This window comes from Aeromonas sp. TS_SC_11, assembly GCF_057318915.1.
The window spans coordinates 4464527-4480845 of sequence record NZ_CM170470.1; the positions used below are offsets into that span (position 1 = coordinate 4464527).

Here is a 16319-nt window from a genome sequence, read left to right on the forward strand (position 1 = left end):
ATGCTAATTCGTGACCATCTGTCGTGACAGACTGTCGATTATCGCTGTTGATCTTCGATGCTGCGCTCGAGCTCTTCCAGCTCGGCCTCACCATCGATACGTATGCCGCCCCGGGTCACCAGATGCATCTCTGTCTTGACCCCTTCAGGGCGCTTGAGTTTGTCGGTAATCTTGAGGGCCACGTTATCCTTGGTCCGCCCCATCTTGGCATGGAAGGTGGGCAAATCTTCCACGTAGACCAGCAGGTTCTCAGGCATCTCCACCGGGATTATGTCACCGGGCTTGAGCTCCATCAGCTCGCGCAGTGTCAGATCCGTCTCCAGCAGCTTGGCTCTGAGCTCGACCTTGACGTCCATGATCTCGTCGCGCAGCGCCTTGCTCCAGCGTACGTCAGTGTCACCCTTGTCGCTCTGCACACCGGCATCCAGCAGTTCGCGGATGGGCTCCAGCATGGAGTAAGGCATGGCGACGTGAAAGTCACCGCCACCCCCATCGAGCTCGATGTGGAAGGAGCTCACCACTATCACCTCGGTGGGACTGACGATGTTGGCCATGGCAGGGTTCACCTCGGAGTCGAGGTATTCGAAGCCCACGTCCATGACGGGGGCCCAGGCGTCCTTGTAATCCTCAAATACCAGCTTGAGCAGCATCTGTATGATGCGGCGCTCGGTGGGTGTGAACTCGCGACCCTCGATCTTGGCGTGGTAGCGACCATCGCCGCCAAAGAAGTTTTCCACCAGGATGAAGACCAGTCGGGCCTCCATGGTGATGAGTGCCGTGCCCTTGAGCGGACGGAAACGCACCATGTTCAGGCTGGTCGGCACAAACAGTGTGTGTACGTATTCGCCGAATTTGAGCATCTGCACGCCGTTGATGGAAACCTCGGCGGTGCGGCGCATCATGTTGAACAGGCTGATCCGCATGTGACGGGCAAAGCGCTCGTTCACCAGCTCCAGGGTCGGCATACGGCCACGGACGATGCGGTCCTGGGAGGAGAAGTCAAACTGGGCAACACCGGGATCCCCCGCTGCGCCTATCTCTTCCTCTTCGACATCATCGACACCGTGCAAGAGGGCATCAATTTCGTCCTGACTTAACAGATCGCTCACGCTTCACCCTTATTGCATTACAAAGCCGGTAAACAGCACTTGTTCGATAACGGGGGAAGAGACCAGGTCACCCAGTACCCGACGGCACTCTTCCAGTGAATCCTTGCGCAGCTTCTCCTTGCCTTCGAAGGTCATCAGCTGCTCGCTGGTGGCGGCACTGAAAATCCGCAGCAAGGTGCCTTCAATCAGGGGGATATTTTGCTTGGCCAGGTTCTCGTCGGCGGTGCCACGCACCATCAGCTGCACCTTGATCTGCACCAGCCGATCCCGCTGCCCGCCCGAGACGTTGAACACGAAGGGACGCGGCATGCCCACATAGAGCGAAGGTTTCGGTGCCGTATCTTTCGGCTTGACATCTGCCCCCTCGGCAGCAGCATCCGCAGCCGGCTTGTCAGAGCCGGAGAGCATGAACCAGGCACCAGCACCGCCACCCGCCAGCACTATCACTGCCAGGGCGATGATCATGATCAGCTTCTTTTTCTTGCCTGCCGCCGGATCTTTAAGCGTCAGTTCGTTGTCATCTGCCATCCCTTGTCCACCCTAGTCTCAAACTTGTTCGATATCATAAACTTACTCAGGCTGGCATCAAGCATAGAAATCAATTCCGGCGTCGTTTGTCGATTCCATCGACAAACGACTGCCTGCCGCCGTGACCTCTGCCTCAGTTTGGCCCGTTTCAGAAAACGATCCGCTGCCATGTTGACCTGACTGGCCCTGGCCGGAAAAAGCGGACTGTCCCTGAGACTGCTGCTGTGGCTGTTGTTGTACCAGAGTCTGACCAAGCTGGATGCCCTGTCCGGCCAGCATATCACGCAGGCGGGGCATGGCTTGCTCCAGCATTTCGCGAGTCTGCCCATGCTGCACCACAAAGTGCACGTTGGCTTGGTTGTCGGATCCTATCTGGATCTGGATTTTCATCTTGCCAAGACCCAGGGGATCGAGCTGGATCTCCGCCTGCTGCAACTTGTCCGTCAGCATCAGATTTACCTTCTGATGCAACTGGGCAGGGGTCTCCGGACTGGCCAGCTTGAGGTGAGCCAAATGCTGGGGATCACGCCGCGCCGATATGTCGGTGGTCGGCTTGCTGTCATTGTTCACGGCCTGGGGCTGACTATTCTGCTGCACCTGCTGGCTGTGGTTGTTGTCCTGGGTAGTAGACTCTGTGCCCAAAGCGCTGTGTCTGCCAAGCTCGGCCACTTTCTGCTTCACATCCAGTTTGACGTCCGCCTTGGTCTTGGGCGAATCACTCGCTTCCATCTGCTTGAGACCGGCCGACAAGGCGTTCAATGATGCTTGCGGCCCTTGTGATTCACTGCTGGCCAGCGCCTGTTGCGGCGCCGTCAATACGGGCTCGGCAGCGTGTGCAACCGGTGTCGTCTGAGCGCCTGTCGCCATGCTGGATACAACAGCCTGGCTATCTGATTTGGCGGCAGGGGCAGCCTTGGCTTGCTCACCCTCTTCAGTGACAGCCTGGGTCTGTGCGGCATCGGTCGAGGTTGTAGTGTCACTGTCGGCCCGGCCCAATCCCTCTTCAAACGCCCTGGTGGCACCCGCCTGAGCAGGCACGGCCTGATTCATGGTGTGCAGGGGCGATGGCTTTTCAGTCCCCTCCTTGTGACCCATAGGGGGGATGGCGGGTTTGGGGCTGCCATCAGCCTCGACAGGATTATTCCCCTCGCCTTTGGCAACCTTTTCCACCGCTTCGGGCGGCAACACCTTGCTCAGTAAGGCGGTCCGTTCAGCACCGGAAAGTGCGGCCTTGCCGCCCTTGTCGGCACTCGCCGTGTCTTTGCCCTTTTCATCACCCTTCAGCTCAGCCGACATGGCAGCGGACGTATCCCCATCCACGGCTTCGGTGGCGGGCGTTTCATCGTTTGCAGCCGCGGCCCCTGTATCAGCCCCTTTGAGCAGGCTGGCCGCCTGTTGCACCAGCAAGGCGGCGTCTCTGGACGCGGCAAGCTTGCCATCACCTTGTTTGCCGTCAAGCGCCAGCGCATCGGCAGATGCGCTGGCCTCACCTTCTTGCGGCAACATATTGCCGTCACCTTCCACAGCCGGGGCAAGGTTGAGAACGGCGGGGGAGACGAGACTGGTATCCTGCTTGAGGGCGTCTTGCAGACGCTGCAAGAAATCAATGGGAGAGGCACTGCTCTCAGCCTCTTCCATTTTTTTCTCCTTGCCGTCCGTGGCGGCCGTCTCCCCTGTGGTATCCGCCAAAGATTTGGCATTACCATGCTTGCGACCTTCCCCCTTGTCAGTGACGACCTTTTCCTTGGCGAGCGGATCAGGGGCAACTTGCTCATCGGCAGCCACTTTGCTGCCCTGCCTGGCACCAGTTGCCTTATCCGTCTGCTGAGCCTTGACCATCTCCTCGGAAAAGCCCCCCTTCAGATCGCTCTGCGAGGCCTGATCACCTTTATCGGACGATGAGATGAGCGGCGCGTTTTTATCGGCAGGAGTCGCAGCCGAAGCGGAGGGGGTATTGGTTAACAGTGTCTGCATCATGATGAAGGTCCCTGACGGCAATCGGGTTCGGGTGCAGCCCTCACGCGAAAGAGAAGGGTGAGGTGCACACTGGATGGTCAGAATAAAGCAAGTTACAGGCCAGAATGATGAAAACGGCGCAGCATGGCGTACTCATCCAGCATCTTCTGCTCCTGACGCTGAGCCTTCTGCTGCTCACGCCCGGCCTGCTTGGCCAGCAGCAGCTCCACCGCCTTGCGCCTCTGCTGGGCTGACAGCCACTCTTGCCGTCGCAGCTCCAGCGCCTGACGCACTTGCCGCACCCCTTCATACTGCTGGGTGGCCGCCTGTTCGAGCTTGCTGATAAAAGCGTGATACTGGGCATTCTGCTGGGCGCCTATGCCCTGCAAGCCACGGTCGGTCCACTGTTGATGGTAAATCTGGCGGTACTGATTGAGCGCTTCCTGCTGCTCCATGAAGATTTTCAGATCCTGCTGGGCCTTGGCCAGTGCCAACCCCGCCTGCTGTTCGGCCTCAAGCAACCGCTCGGACAACATCACCAACCCTTTACTCATGAGCGCGCTCCACCCTTACTACATCGTCAACGCATCAGTGGCATGGCCACCAGTTGCAGGGATTGCAGGCCCTCATCATAGTGAATGACCTCGCGCATACCCTGTTGCAAGAACTGATCCAGATAAGGTTTGTGAACGATGGCACGGTCGATGCGAGGGTCCGAACCCTGGCTGTAAGCACCTATGGTGATGAGATCCCGGTTCTGCTGATAGAGGGAGTAAAACTGCTTGAGGGTGCGCGCCAAATCCATGTGCTCAGGTGAGGTGACCATGGGCATGACACGACTGATGGATTTTTCGATATCGATGGCCGGATAGTGGCCTGCATCGGCCAGCTCCCGCGACAGGACTATGTGGCCGTCGAGGATGGCCCGCGCCGCATCGGCTATGGGATCCTGCAAGTCATCCCCCTCGGTCAACACGGTGAAAAACGCCGTAATGGAGCCCTGACCGTCGCTACCGTTGCCAGCTCGCTCCACCAGCGCCGGTAATTTGGCAAAGACCGATGGCGGATAGCCCTTGGTCGCCGGCGGCTCACCCACCGCCAGTGCGATTTCACGCTGAGCCTGGGCGTAACGGGTCAGCGAATCCATCAGCAGCAGCACATTGAGGCCCTGATCGCGAAAATACTCGGCGATGGCGAGCGCCGTCTCGCACCCCTTGAGACGCATCAGGGGTGAGGCATCGGCCGGTGCCGCCACCACCACGGAGCGGGCACGCCCCTCCTCCCCCAATATGTCTTCGATAAACTCTTTCACTTCCCGGCCCCGTTCACCGATGAGGCCCACCACTACCACATCCGCCACCGAGCCGCGTGTCATCATGCCGAGCAACACGGATTTACCGACGCCGGAACCGGCAAACAGTCCCATCCGCTGGCCCTGCCCTACCGTCAGCACGGCATTGATGGCGCGCACCCCTACGTCCATCGGCTGATGGATGGGGCGTCGGGAGAGAGGGTTGATACGGTGCTGGGCAAATTGCACCGTCTGGGACGAGAGGATGGGACCAAGCCCGTCCAGCGGCTGGCCTATGCCGTCGATGACCCGGCCGAGCAGGTTCATGCCGACAGGAATGCCGTGTTCTTCGGTCATGGGAACCACACGGGCGCCAGGAATGACTCCCTTGAGCTGTTCGCTTGGCATCAGGAACAGGCGATCGCCGGAAAAGCCCACCACCTCGGCCTCCAGCTCGCCATCCTGGGTATCGATGCGACAGAGGGCTCCGATGGCCGCGCGGCAGCCAATGGCCTCCAGCGTGAGTCCCACCACCCGGGTCAATTTACCGGCGACGGGCGGCTTGGGCGCGGTATCGCGGACCCGATACCCTTGCAACCGAGTGAGTAACGAGCCGCTCATCTGGCCTCCTGAGAGAGAAAAAGTCAACCGGGCCCGCTGGCGCCAGCCCGGTGTCAATTATTCGGCAAGTCCCGAGTCGCATTGTCTCGCAAGAAACTGCGCAGCAGCTGATCGATACGCCCCTGCAGGGTCAAATCGACGCTGGAAAGCTCGGTCGCCAGTTGCAGATCACCGGGGGAGAGAGTGGGATCGCTTTGCAACCGCCAGTGGCGCTTGGCGCACTCTTCCACCCCGAACGCCTGCTCGACCCGGGCAATGTCATCGGGATGCAGCATCAGGGTGACGCCCTGCTCGGCGGCCGGCAACAAGGCCAGCCCCTGCTTGAGCGCTTCCAGCAGGATACGGGGTGAGGTCTCTGCCTCGTGCCGCATGAGGGTGCGGGCCAGTTGCATCACCAGCGAGATGAGCTGCTGCTCCACCGCCTGATCCAGCTCATGGAGAGGATTGGCAAGGCGGTCAATCAGCGACTGCCAATGGGCCATCTGCTGATCCACCTGCTCGCGGGCCAGAGCCAGCCCCTCCTCCTTGCCCTGCTCGAGCCCGGCCTGGTGGCCTTGTTGCAAGCCTTCCAGCTTGCCCTCCTCCAGTCCCTTGGCGAATCCGGTGGCCTGACCTTCGGCCATGCCTTCATCCCAGGCGGCCTGACGGATGGCTTCCAGCTCTTCTGCCGTTATGCTGGGGGTGGGTTCAGGAACCGGTTCTTCCACCGGCACTTCTTCTTCCTGCTGATACCAGTCGGGAGAATAACCCAGGGCATTGGTCTCGACCGCGGCCTCGACTTCCATCTCCGGCCAGCCCCACGCCTCGACCCGGGTATCATCCCCATCAGGGCGAACATAACCACGCAGCTTGTTGTTCATGCTTTAAATGCGCCCCTCGCCACGGTCAGATACGGGCCAACGAAACCGAACACTTGATGGTTCATGGTTTAGAGGAACTCCTCGCCGCCACCGGCGCCCAGCATGATCTCGCCGGCATCCGCCAGACGGCGGGCGATGGAGAGGATCTCTTTCTGGGCAGCTTCCACCTCGGAGACCCGGATTGGCCCCATGGCCTCCAGATCGTCCGCCAGCATCTCGGCGGCCCGCTTGGACATGTTCTTGAAAATCTTCTCGCGCATCTGATCGTCCGAGCCCTTGAGCGCCCGTTGCAGCAGCTCGCCCGGCACTTCCCGCAGCATGGTCTGAATGCCGCGGTCGTCCACGTCGATGAGGTTCTCGAACACGAACATCAAATCCTGGATCTGCTGGCTCATCTCTTCGTCCGACTCGCGGATGGAGTCCATCAGCTGGCCTTCGATGTTGGTATCCAGGTAGTTCATGATGTTGGCTGCCGCCTTCAGGCCGCCCATCTTGGCTGCCTGGGCACCCGCCGCACCGGCGAACTGTTTCTCCATGATGTCGTTCAACTCTTGCAACGCCGCCGGTTGCACCTCTTCCAGGTTGGCGATCCGCATCACCAGATCCAGGCGCACCTGCTCCGGGAACTGGCTCAGGATCTCGGCCGACTGCTCAGGCTCCAGATAGGACAATACGATTGTCTGGATCTGCGGGTGTTCGTTCAGGATGATGCTGGCCACCTGGCGTGCATCCATCCACTTGAGGGAGTCGAGGCCGCGGGAGCCCGAACCCAATATGATTTGATCCACCAGGTTGCTGGCTTTGTCTTCGCCAAGGGCCGCCACCAGCGCCTTGCGCACGAAGTCTTCGCTGCCGATGCCGATGTTGGTGTACTTCTGGATATCGTCGATGAATTGACGATGCACCGCCGCCACCCGATCGTGGCTGAAGTCAGACATGGAGGCCATCGACATACCGAGTCGCTGTACCTGCTTGGGCTCGAGGTGACGGAAGATCTGGGCAGCATCCTCTTCATTGAGGCTCAGCATCAATACGGCCGCCATCTCCATCCCGCTCATCTGATCCAGGATCAGGCGCTGTCCCTCGGTAATGTCATTACCGGTGACTTGGGTCTTAATTTCTTCAGGCATCTTTGTTGCTTACCCATTCTTTAATGACCTGTGCGGCCAGATCCGGTTCGTTCGCCACCAGCGCACGTACCGCCTTGAGCAGATCCTCGTCACGGTGCAGATCCGGCAGTTTCAGATGGCCGTCACGTACGCCGAATACCGGCTCGGACTCGGCCTGAGCGGCCAGCAGACTGAGCTCGTCATCCCCACCCAGCACTATGCTGTTGTCCAGATCCAGATCCCCTTCCGGTCGTGCATCCGGGTAAAGCAGACGCTTGAGCATGGGGCGTACCACTGTGACGATCAACACTATGATGACCAGCACCGAGGCCGCGATGCGCACCGCACGCCAGAACCAGGGTTGCTCGTAGATGGGCGCGTCGGCCACATTTTCAAGCTCTGGCCGGTTGAACGGAATGGCGACCACTTCCAGAGTATCACCGCGGGTCACATCAAAGCCAAGCCCGCCGCTCAACAGACGACGCAGGGTATCGAGTTCGGCCTGGGAACGGGCCTCACGGGTGACGGCGCCATCGGCACCGGCGATGGACTTGTAATCCACGGCTACCGAGACTGTCATGCGGCGAATGCCCCCCATCTGGCGGCGAATATGGCTGACGGTGGTATCCAGTTCGAAGTTGCGGGTTGCTTCCTTGCGGGAACGACCAGAGGAAGAGGCGGCTCCGCCATCCCCGCCTGCGGCTTCCTCGGGAATATTCGAGGCAGCGGGTGGCTGATTGGTGAGAGCACCCGGCACACCGCCGTTGCTGCCGCTGGCACTGTTCTCTTCCAGCGTCATCTCGGAACGCACGGCAGGCAGGTCCGGGTTATAGGTCTTGCGGGTCTGCTCCTGCTGGGAGAAGTCGAGGGAGAGGTCAACCTCCGCCGTATAATTGTCGGCACCCAGTACGGGTATCAGGATGGCGTCAATTTTTTGTTTGTATTCCACTTCCTGCTTCTGCTGCATCGCAAACTCCTTGCGGGTCTGGGCAGAGACAGGATCTTGCGAACCGGAATTGAGCAGGCGACCGTTCTGATCGGTCACAGTGACACGGGTCGGCTCCAGGCCATGTACGGCGGAGGCGACCATGTCGACGATGGAATCCACTTCCCCCTGACCAAGAGCATTGCCCTTGAGGCTCAGCACCACGGTCGCACTGGGTTTGCGCTCGTTGCGGGCGAACACGTTGTCCTTGGGAATGGCCAGCAGTACCTGGGCCTTGGCCACGTTCTGGAACTGCTCAATGGCGCTCGCCAGCTGGCGCTCGCGGCTTAACTTGAGGCGCTCCGTCTCCATGCGCTGGCTGACGCCAAAGCTGGAATCCTTGAGCAGGATGGACTCGCCATCGTTGCTGGCATCGGTATTGGTGGCAAGGCCGGCGCGGGTCAGGCGCAGGCGGATATCGGCATATTTTTCGGCGCTGACCAGCACGCTCTTGCCATCCACCTCATAGGGGATCTTCTGGGCGTCAAGGTAGTCCAGGGTCTTGACCAGCTCCTGGGTGCTGTAGGTGCCAAGGGGACGCATGTCCGGCTCCTTGCCCCACAACAGGATGAAAACGGCGATCGCCAGACAGATGGCCAGCCCCAGGATCAGGGTAATTTGCCGCAGCACATCCGTGTTGGACAGGAAGCCGAGAGCTGAACTCTTTTGCTCGTTCTCATCGAGGGCAGCGGAGCTCTCCTCGTTGATCAGCAGTTCGCCATTTTGGTCAGTAGCCACGATTTATGTCCTTATTGCTGACATGTGCATGATATTCAGTAATCTCTTATACCGGCATGTTCATGATGGTCTTGTAGGCATCGACCATCTTGTTGCGCACCTGCACCGTAGCCTCGAAGGCGATAGAGGATTTCTGGCCGGCGATCATCACATCGGACAGATCGACTGACTTGTCACCCATATCGAAACGGGTGCGCAGATCATTGGCGGCGCCTTGCAGTTCGTTGACGTTGCCGAGCGCCTGCTGCAGCAACTGACCAAAGTCAGAGGTGACCTGACGACCAGGCTGAGTCAGCGGCGTGGCGCCAGCTTCAACCTTGAGAGCCTGCATCTCTTGCATCAGGCTGCTTGCACTAATTTCCATATCTCATCCCCAGACAAATCATTGACGCTGGCATCCAATAAGCAATTAGAGTGCCAATGCGTTAGGAGTGGCGTGAGGATGCGTGGCCAGACCAGAGCAGGCGGATTCGACAAGGACTGATGGCTCTGATTAAATCCGGTGTTGACGCCCACTTTTAATGGTTGGCAAGGAGTCATCTCTGGATTATCGCAAACCTGTGTTCAAGGCGATGGACTACATAAGCCAGCATCTGGATCACAATCCCAGTCTGGATGAGGTCGCGACGGCGGCCGCCATCTCCACCTTTCACTTTCACCGCATTTTCAAGACGATGGTCGGAGAGACTATCGCCGGCTTTACCCGGCGCCTGCGCATGGAACGTGCGGCCCGTCGCTTGCTGGCCGCACCGCAGAGCGATATCACCACCCTTGCGATCGCAGCCGGGTTCTCCAGCTCCCAGAATTTCGCCAAAGCCTTTCGCCTGCACTTCGCCATGAGCCCCTCGGAATACCGCCAGCAACAAGGGGGAAACTGGAAAAGCAAGATTGGAAACGATCCCCTTCCCTTTGAAACCTATGATGGCCTGGTCATGCACCCGGTCACTGAACACCAGGGTCTGCTGCAGGGGGCGAGCGTCAAGCAGATGCCTACCCGGCGCGTTGCGTATATGCGCCGTATGGGGCCCTATGGCAAAGAGACCTGCGAGCAAGCCCATCGGGATTTACTCGCACTGTTCGCGTCAGACGAGGCGATGACACTGGCAGGCACCTTGAGTCTCTATTGGGATATTCCTGACATCACCGATGAGACGCGCTGCCGTACTGACGTTTGCATTGAGCTGGATCCCGAGATCCATGCAGGGCGCCAGTTGACCACCCAGACCATCGCCGCTGGCCCCTATGCGGTATGCCAGTTTATCGCTCGCGGTGATCAACTGGTCACCACTTGGGAGATAGCGTTTGGCTGGCTGGTGAGCAAAGGGCTGAGCTGCGACGACCGTCCGTGTTACGAGCAATACCACGCGGGCACTGACCCCGACCGGGATCATTACGTGTTTGATATCTGTATCCCGCTTATCAACCCATAAGCCGATACCCCATTTCCATTCACCCTCTTCGGTGCCTTCGGGCGCCGAAGCGACGGAGTCATGCCCATGAATGTCAAAACGCTGTTTCTTGCCAGCCTGCTGGTGAGCCTTCCGATGGCAGCCAATGCCCAGTCACAGAGCCAGACCCTGATCTTTGGCGGCACCATCTACAGCGGCGATCCGGCGACCCCTCACCCGGAGGCAGTCGGTATTGAAGGTAAAAAGATCGTGGCGGTCGGCAGTTACCAGGAGGTCAGTGCCCGGCTCGGCAGCCATGCCAACCAGATTGATCTGAAAGGAAAGTATCTGATGCCGGGGCTCATCGATAGTCATGTGCATGCGGCCTTTGCCGGATTTCAGGCCATGACGGTTAACTTTCCCGATGCAATGAGTCAGGTTAAGCAACTGCAACAATTTCTGACCAGCAGCCAGGATGACCCCCGTCTGACACTCGGTGACGTGCAGCTATACAGCAATGTCTCGCTCGATTACTGGCATCAGCTACCCCTGCTCGATCAGGTGTTCAATGGTCCGCAATACCAGCAAATCCCCGTAGTGTTGGCCGGATCGGATGCCCACACCGGCTGGGCCAATCAGGCCATGCTGCGCAAGGCAGGCATTGATGGCGAGGCCCTTGCCAGTCGTTATGCCACGCTGAAAGGCAATTTTGGCCTCACCCCATCCGGCAAGCTGAATGGCTTTGCCTCGGAAGGCGGCTGGGATGCCATCCTCAAAGCCCTGCCACCGGTCAGCGACGAGACGATTGCCAGTGCCATCATGACCGCTGCCAAGCAGCTCAATCAGGTTGGCATTACCGCCTGGATGGACCCTATCAGCAATATTCGCCCCCTCGCGCCTATCTTCAACGCCGAGCCGGATCGCCGTGACACCGGCCTGTTGCCGGCATACAGCATGCTATCGCGGGAAGGCAAGCTGACCGGGCATGTATCCGCCCTTGCTCTGGTGGGGATCAACGCCTCTCCCGCCATCATTGATGACGTCCTGGCGCTCCAGCGGCAGTTCCAAGATGCCCCGGATGTCAAACTGGTGGGGATCAAGATCCTGCAAGATGGAGTTATCGAGTTTCCATCCCAGACCGCCAAGTTGAGCGAGCCCTATCTCAACCGCCCCGGTTACAGCGGCAGAGACGATCTGGACAAGCAGCGCTTCAACGAGCTGATCCGCACGGCGGATGCCCATCAACTGATCGCTCATTTCCACGCTATCGGCGATCGGGCCGTCCGTGAATCCCTCGATGCCATCGCCTATGCACGGGCCCACAATCAGGATCGCCACCTGCTGCACAGCATCACGCATCTGGAAGTGGTGAGCCCGGCCAGCATTGCCCGTTTCAAACCACTCAATGTGGCTGCGTCGATGCAACTGTTGTGGGCCGGGAAAAACGTGGCGACCACCATGCTGCTGGAGGGGAAAGTGCCCCCTGCCCTGCTGGCCCGTCTCTATCCGGCAGGCAGCCTGCTGCAAAGCGGCGCCATTCTCGCCGGTGCCAGTGACTGGCCGGTATCCAGCCCCAACCCCTTCCTTGCGATATATACCGCGATCACCCGCCAGGGCGAACTTGGCTTGCTGCCCCCCGCCAGCGAGCAGATCAGCCGCCAGGCTATCTTGCAGGCTTACACGCTCAACGCCGCCAAGGTGATTGGACAGGAGAAACAGACAGGATCGATCAGCGTAGGCAAGAGTGCTGATCTGGTATTGCTGGATCGCAATCTGGAGCAGGTTGCGAGCGAGCAGATCAAGGATACCAAGGTGCTGTGGACCATGTTCAAAGGCAAACGGGTCTATCAGACCCTCTAATCCAGAGAGAGGAAAAAGGCCCACTATGCGGGCCTTCATGAATAGGTCATGGCAAAACCATTACCTGCTGTGACCAGCTGATAACGACTCGATTATCGGCTTTTTTCAGTCAGATCCTTGTCCACCCAGTACTTGGATCCCGAGATGCTGGCATCAAGCAGCAGCCCCGTCTCGCCGATCTGATAGATGGCCATGCCGCCATTGTACTTGGCGGTGAGTCCGGCGCTCTCCTTGCCCGCTACCGCCCCCACCTCTGAGGTCGCCTCCCAGCCCTTGGTCACGAAGGCATCGAACCTGGCCTTGTCTTCAAACAGGATCACCTGCTGGTAGAACTTGCCGCCAAGGCCGGCCGAAAGGCCAGCGCCCAGCATTTTCATGTAGGTGTGCTGGCCGCTGCCGCGATTGATCGCCACCCCTGCCCCCTGATTGGTTTGCAACATCAGGGAGAACTTGCGTGAATCGAACACCGCATAGCCATACGCCCGGTCAAACAACAACTTGGCAGAGGGTTGTTCGTTGAACAGCCTCACCAGGGCTGTGTCGGCCATGGTATCGAGGGCGAGTCGTGCTTCTGGCGCCGTCTTGGGCTCACGCATCTCGTCGAGCTTCTTGTCGGCCACAACCAGCCACTCCTTGCCGGTTGCTATGCTCTTGTCGGTCCAGGCCCCGGCTGTATTGAACGCCTCCGAGCCCCACTGGGAGACGGACGCCCAGGTCGCCTTGGAGAAATCGGTCACGCTCCGCCACGCCTCCTTGCTGGTGTCGCTCACAGCCGTGCCGAGGTCGGCGGCGGCCTCCTTTACCTTGGCCCAATCGGCCAGTATGGGGGTCGAGGCCAGCGCCAATGTCGTTGCCAATACCAGGAATCGAATCTTCATGGGTTCTCCACCATCTGTGATGAGCTGACCCTCACAGTAGCAGAATAAGGGACCGCCGGATAAGTGTGAGGCCCACAACACCAGTCAGTGGATGACGCACGGCCTGACCTCATATGAACACCTGAGCACCCAATCCGGTATCCGAGATGCCCGGCAAGCCTGGTTGAAAGGGTCAGTTACCCCATGACGGCGCTGGCGTTATTCCTTGTCGCAGCAGGCGTTGGCAGGCAGAACATGAGGGGAACAACTGGACTCGGCACGCATCATACCGCATGCCTCGGGGTGACCGGCGCAGCACTCCTCCGTGAGGTAGCCTATCAATGCCAGCATGAGAGGGATGTTGGCGCGATAACGCAGGAAGCGACCCTCTTGCTCCACCGACAGCAAGCCGGCGTGCAACATGGCCTTGAGGTGAAATGACAATGTGTTGGGGGCGATATCGAGACTGCTGGAAAGCTCCCCGGCCACCCGTCCCTCCAGGCCCGCTTTCACCAGCAGACGCCAGACATCGAGCCGAATGCCGGAGGAGAGGGATTCAAACACCTTGGTGGCCATCGCTTTGTTCATGTCATTCACCTTGAATTTTCATCAATAACTCATTATTTCAGCAAGATACGTACGATTAACATGCCTGAGACAAGCGACTCGTTCCTCCCGGGAACGAGCACTGATCGTTGCACAACCAGACCCAACCATCTTGCGACCAGCGCACTGTAACAGGGCCTTCGTCCCTGATATGCAATGAAAACACATGTTTTATTCATTTGCATACCCTGATTGTCCGGCGTATAAATGGCATATGCCAAATAGGAGTGCTTATGCCCAGACCCAAAATTGCCCGCCAGATCTGTGGCCGCCCCGCCAACAGTTGCTTCAAACCCAATGGCCGCCCCATGCACCAGCTGGAGCAGGTCGCCCTTGCTGCCGACGAATTCGAGGCACTGCGCCTGGTGGATCTGGAAGGCATGCAGCAACAGGAGGCCGCCGTCGTGATGGGGGTATCTCGTCAGACCCTGGCCAACATCCTTAAAAAAGCCCGCTACAAGGTGGTGGACTGTCTGAGCCAGGGCAAAGCCTTGATGATGCAGGCGAGCGACCCCGACACCAGTGGAGACATACCCCTATGAATACAGAGCATGGTCTGATGATGGCGCCAGCAGCCAACCGCGCCGTCATGCTGACCCGGGGCCAGCTGTCCAGTCACTTTACCCGCGCCGAACAGCTGCAAATAGTAAGCCCCGAGGGCACTGTGCTCGCCACCCTGCCCAACCCGGCAGCCGGTGAGGGGTGTGGCGGCAAACAGGCGCTGCTGGTCACCCTCAAGGCTCATCAAGTCAATCAGGTAGTAGTACGCAATATCGGTGAGCGAATGCTGGGACGCTTGTTGACCGGCGGCATGCAGGTGGTGCAGTGTCGCTCGGCGCGACTGCCGTGGCCGGCACTGCTGGCTGAAGGCAATTTGCAACCTCTGACCGAGCCAAGCCAGGGCCGCAGGTCACAACGCCATGCTGGCAAACCCGTCATCCACGCCATCAAACGCGATGGCCATGACGGCGCTGAGCGTCCCCCTTGTCAGGGAGGCTGCTGCGGCGAAGGGAACACAGGGTGCCACAACACCAAGGAGGCAAACTCATGTCACTGCTGCTGATCACCATACTGGCCGCCTTTGTGCTGATCGTCGCCATGGGCTCCCTGCTCTGGTGGCGCCAGTACAGGCTGGCGCAAAAGCGCGCGGATAAAGCGGTGCGCCCCTGTGGCTGCGCGAGCGCCTGCACCGATCACCTGTACCAGATAAGCGAACCAGGACCCAAGTAGAAAGGTGAGAACCGGCAAGACTGGGGCAAATTGCTGACATCAGTGGCTTGAACCACGGCCAGGTCTCGAAATATCGCTGCCGACCTGGCTGGTGGCGGGCTCCTGATACTGCTGATGTATGATGCGAAACGCCTCCTTGTTGCGAAGCGCGGCTTCCACGCAGACGGGGTCAAACTGGCTGCCGGCATGCTCCTCCAGATAGGCAAACGCCCTGTCAAACGGCCAGGCCTGCTTGTAGGGACGCTCGCTGGTGAGAGCATCGAACACATCTGCCACCGCAACGATGCGCGCCGCCAGAGGAATAGCCTCCCCCGCCAGCCCCTGCGGGTAACCGGTGCCGTCAAAACGCTCATGATGGAAGGCGATGATATGGGTCAGCATGTCGGTATGGTGAATGCCATCAAGGCCAAATTCACTGATCATCAGGGCAATCATCTCCCGCCCCTTGCCGGGGTGGATCTTCATGATCTCGAACTCTTCCGGCGTCAGCTTGCCCGGTTTGAGCAAGATGGCGTCAGGCACCGCAATCTTGCCGATGTCGTGCAGCTCGGAGAAGAGGTAGATAAACTCCACCTCCTCGTCGCTGAGCGAATGGCGCGTCGCCACAGAGCGGGCGATCAGCCGGGAGTAGGCCGACATCCGGTGCAGATGGTTGGCGGTTTCCTCATCCCGATAACGGCTGAACTCCCGTGCCGTAGTGAGGGCGCCGCCAAGGGTCTGGATGGAGAAAAACTCCACCGCTATGATGGCCGACAGCACCTGGGCATAGGCTGACAACTCGCTGCGAATAGGCTCCCTGAAATAACCCGGCTCCATCGCATCGCAAAACAGAAAGCCGAACAGCTTGCTGTTGAACAGCAGCGGCTCCGTATAGCTGGAGGCATACCCCGCTTCCAGCAGCTTGCGGCTGTGCTCCGAGCTCGAACCCAGCAGGGAGTCCAGACTGTCGAGCACTCTGGGCTGTTTGTGTTCCGCCAGATAGCGCAGGGAGGGCACCTCGCTCAGTTTGACCTCGTACTGCACCAGAGGAGAGTTCCCCTCAGTGCTGTGGGCAAAGGTCTTGAGCCTGTCCGTATGCGGGTCATAGATAGCGATGGCCACCCGGCTCAACTTGTCAAAGCGCTGCCTGAGCGTGGCATGCACATGCTGCATTCTCTCGCCAAATGAGCTTTCCATCCCGT

Annotated in this window: 17 protein-coding genes; 5 read left to right on the forward strand and 12 right to left on the reverse strand. The window is 59.3% G+C overall.

The window, feature by feature from the left end; all coding sequences use genetic code 11:
• Nucleotides 1–38 precede the first annotated feature (38 nt).
• The 9 genes from fliM to fliE form a co-directional block, all read right to left on the reverse strand.
• On the reverse strand, nucleotides 39–1109 hold the full coding sequence (gene fliM, locus AC1P02_RS20630) for a flagellar motor switch protein FliM (RefSeq protein ID WP_005319319.1): 1071 nt from the start codon (nucleotides 1107–1109) through the stop codon (nucleotides 39–41).
• A 9-nt stretch (nucleotides 1110–1118) separates the two neighbouring features.
• Nucleotides 1119–1637: a flagellar basal body-associated protein FliL gene (gene fliL / locus AC1P02_RS20635; RefSeq protein WP_404297618.1), complete on the reverse strand. Its 519-nt coding sequence runs from the start codon at nucleotides 1635–1637 to the stop codon at nucleotides 1119–1121.
• A gap of 57 nt (nucleotides 1638–1694) precedes the next feature.
• Nucleotides 1695–3614, reverse strand: coding sequence for a flagellar hook-length control protein FliK (locus AC1P02_RS20640; protein WP_485183208.1), 1920 nt, complete (start codon nucleotides 3612–3614; stop codon nucleotides 1695–1697).
• Between the two features lie 92 nt (nucleotides 3615–3706).
• Nucleotides 3707–4147: a flagellar export protein FliJ gene (gene fliJ, locus AC1P02_RS20645; protein WP_005319326.1), complete on the reverse strand. Its 441-nt coding sequence runs from the start codon at nucleotides 4145–4147 to the stop codon at nucleotides 3707–3709.
• Between the two features lie 26 nt (nucleotides 4148–4173).
• Nucleotides 4174–5505 carry a flagellar protein export ATPase FliI gene (fliI, locus tag AC1P02_RS20650; protein WP_005319328.1) on the reverse strand — a complete coding sequence of 444 codons (1332 nt, stop codon included), beginning with the start codon at nucleotides 5503–5505 and terminating at the stop codon, nucleotides 4174–4176.
• 53 nt (nucleotides 5506–5558) lie between these two features.
• The gene (gene fliH / locus AC1P02_RS20655; RefSeq protein ID WP_131729761.1) at nucleotides 5559–6365 is read right to left on the reverse strand and encodes a flagellar assembly protein FliH; all 807 of its coding nucleotides are present in this window, start codon (nucleotides 6363–6365) and stop codon (nucleotides 5559–5561) included.
• Between the two features lie 68 nt (nucleotides 6366–6433).
• Nucleotides 6434–7495: a flagellar motor switch protein FliG gene (gene fliG / locus AC1P02_RS20660; RefSeq protein WP_017412370.1), complete on the reverse strand. Its 1062-nt coding sequence runs from the start codon at nucleotides 7493–7495 to the stop codon at nucleotides 6434–6436.
• Nucleotides 7488–9197, reverse strand: coding sequence for a flagellar basal-body MS-ring/collar protein FliF (fliF, locus tag AC1P02_RS20665; protein WP_005319335.1), 1710 nt, complete (start codon nucleotides 9195–9197; stop codon nucleotides 7488–7490). Before fliF ends, fliG begins: the two co-directional genes overlap by 8 nt.
• Before the next feature lie 46 nt (nucleotides 9198–9243).
• On the reverse strand, nucleotides 9244–9561 hold the full coding sequence (gene fliE, locus AC1P02_RS20670; protein WP_011898507.1) for a flagellar hook-basal body complex protein FliE: 318 nt from the start codon (nucleotides 9559–9561) through the stop codon (nucleotides 9244–9246).
• A gap of 157 nt (nucleotides 9562–9718) precedes the next feature.
• Between fliE and AC1P02_RS20675 the strand changes: the two genes are divergently transcribed.
• Both AC1P02_RS20675 and AC1P02_RS20680 read left to right on the forward strand, forming a co-directional pair.
• Entirely contained in the window at nucleotides 9719–10627 is a 909-nt protein-coding gene (locus tag AC1P02_RS20675; RefSeq protein ID WP_404297860.1) for an AraC family transcriptional regulator, read from the forward strand.
• A gap of 66 nt (nucleotides 10628–10693) precedes the next feature.
• On the forward strand, nucleotides 10694–12445 hold the full coding sequence (locus tag AC1P02_RS20680; RefSeq protein WP_404297862.1) for an amidohydrolase: 1752 nt from the start codon (nucleotides 10694–10696) through the stop codon (nucleotides 12443–12445).
• A gap of 92 nt (nucleotides 12446–12537) precedes the next feature.
• On the opposite strand, the gene befA is transcribed toward AC1P02_RS20680, so the two are convergent.
• Both befA and AC1P02_RS20690 read right to left on the reverse strand, forming a co-directional pair.
• The gene (befA, locus tag AC1P02_RS20685; RefSeq protein WP_058395669.1) at nucleotides 12538–13323 is read right to left on the reverse strand and encodes a beta cell expansion factor BefA; all 786 of its coding nucleotides are present in this window, start codon (nucleotides 13321–13323) and stop codon (nucleotides 12538–12540) included.
• Between the two features lie 198 nt (nucleotides 13324–13521).
• The gene (locus tag AC1P02_RS20690) at nucleotides 13522–13890 is read right to left on the reverse strand and encodes an ArsR/SmtB family transcription factor (protein WP_005319346.1); all 369 of its coding nucleotides are present in this window, start codon (nucleotides 13888–13890) and stop codon (nucleotides 13522–13524) included.
• Nucleotides 13891–14141: 251 nt separating this feature from the next.
• Here AC1P02_RS20690 and AC1P02_RS20695 point away from each other — a divergent pair, with 251 nt between their 5' ends.
• Genes AC1P02_RS20695 through AC1P02_RS20705 form a run of 3 tightly spaced genes read left to right on the forward strand, consistent with a single transcriptional unit; the run spans nucleotide 14142 to nucleotide 15138 of the window.
• The gene (locus AC1P02_RS20695; protein ID WP_005319348.1) at nucleotides 14142–14450 is read left to right on the forward strand and encodes a DUF134 domain-containing protein; all 309 of its coding nucleotides are present in this window, start codon (nucleotides 14142–14144) and stop codon (nucleotides 14448–14450) included.
• On the forward strand, nucleotides 14447–14971 hold the full coding sequence (locus AC1P02_RS20700) for a NifB/NifX family molybdenum-iron cluster-binding protein (RefSeq protein WP_087755267.1): 525 nt from the start codon (nucleotides 14447–14449) through the stop codon (nucleotides 14969–14971). Before AC1P02_RS20695 ends, AC1P02_RS20700 begins: the two co-directional genes overlap by 4 nt.
• A complete protein-coding gene (locus AC1P02_RS20705; RefSeq protein ID WP_059112915.1) occupies nucleotides 14956–15138 on the forward strand; it encodes a hypothetical protein in 183 nt (60 codons plus the stop codon). The genes AC1P02_RS20700 and AC1P02_RS20705 overlap by 16 nt, the downstream gene beginning before the upstream one ends.
• A 39-nt stretch (nucleotides 15139–15177) precedes the next feature.
• Here AC1P02_RS20705 and AC1P02_RS20710 read toward each other — a convergent pair whose 3' ends face one another.
• Complete coding sequence (locus AC1P02_RS20710) at nucleotides 15178–16314, reverse strand: HD-GYP domain-containing protein (RefSeq protein ID WP_485183214.1); 1137 nt, start codon at nucleotides 16312–16314, stop codon at nucleotides 15178–15180.
• Nucleotides 16315–16319 lie beyond the last annotated feature (5 nt).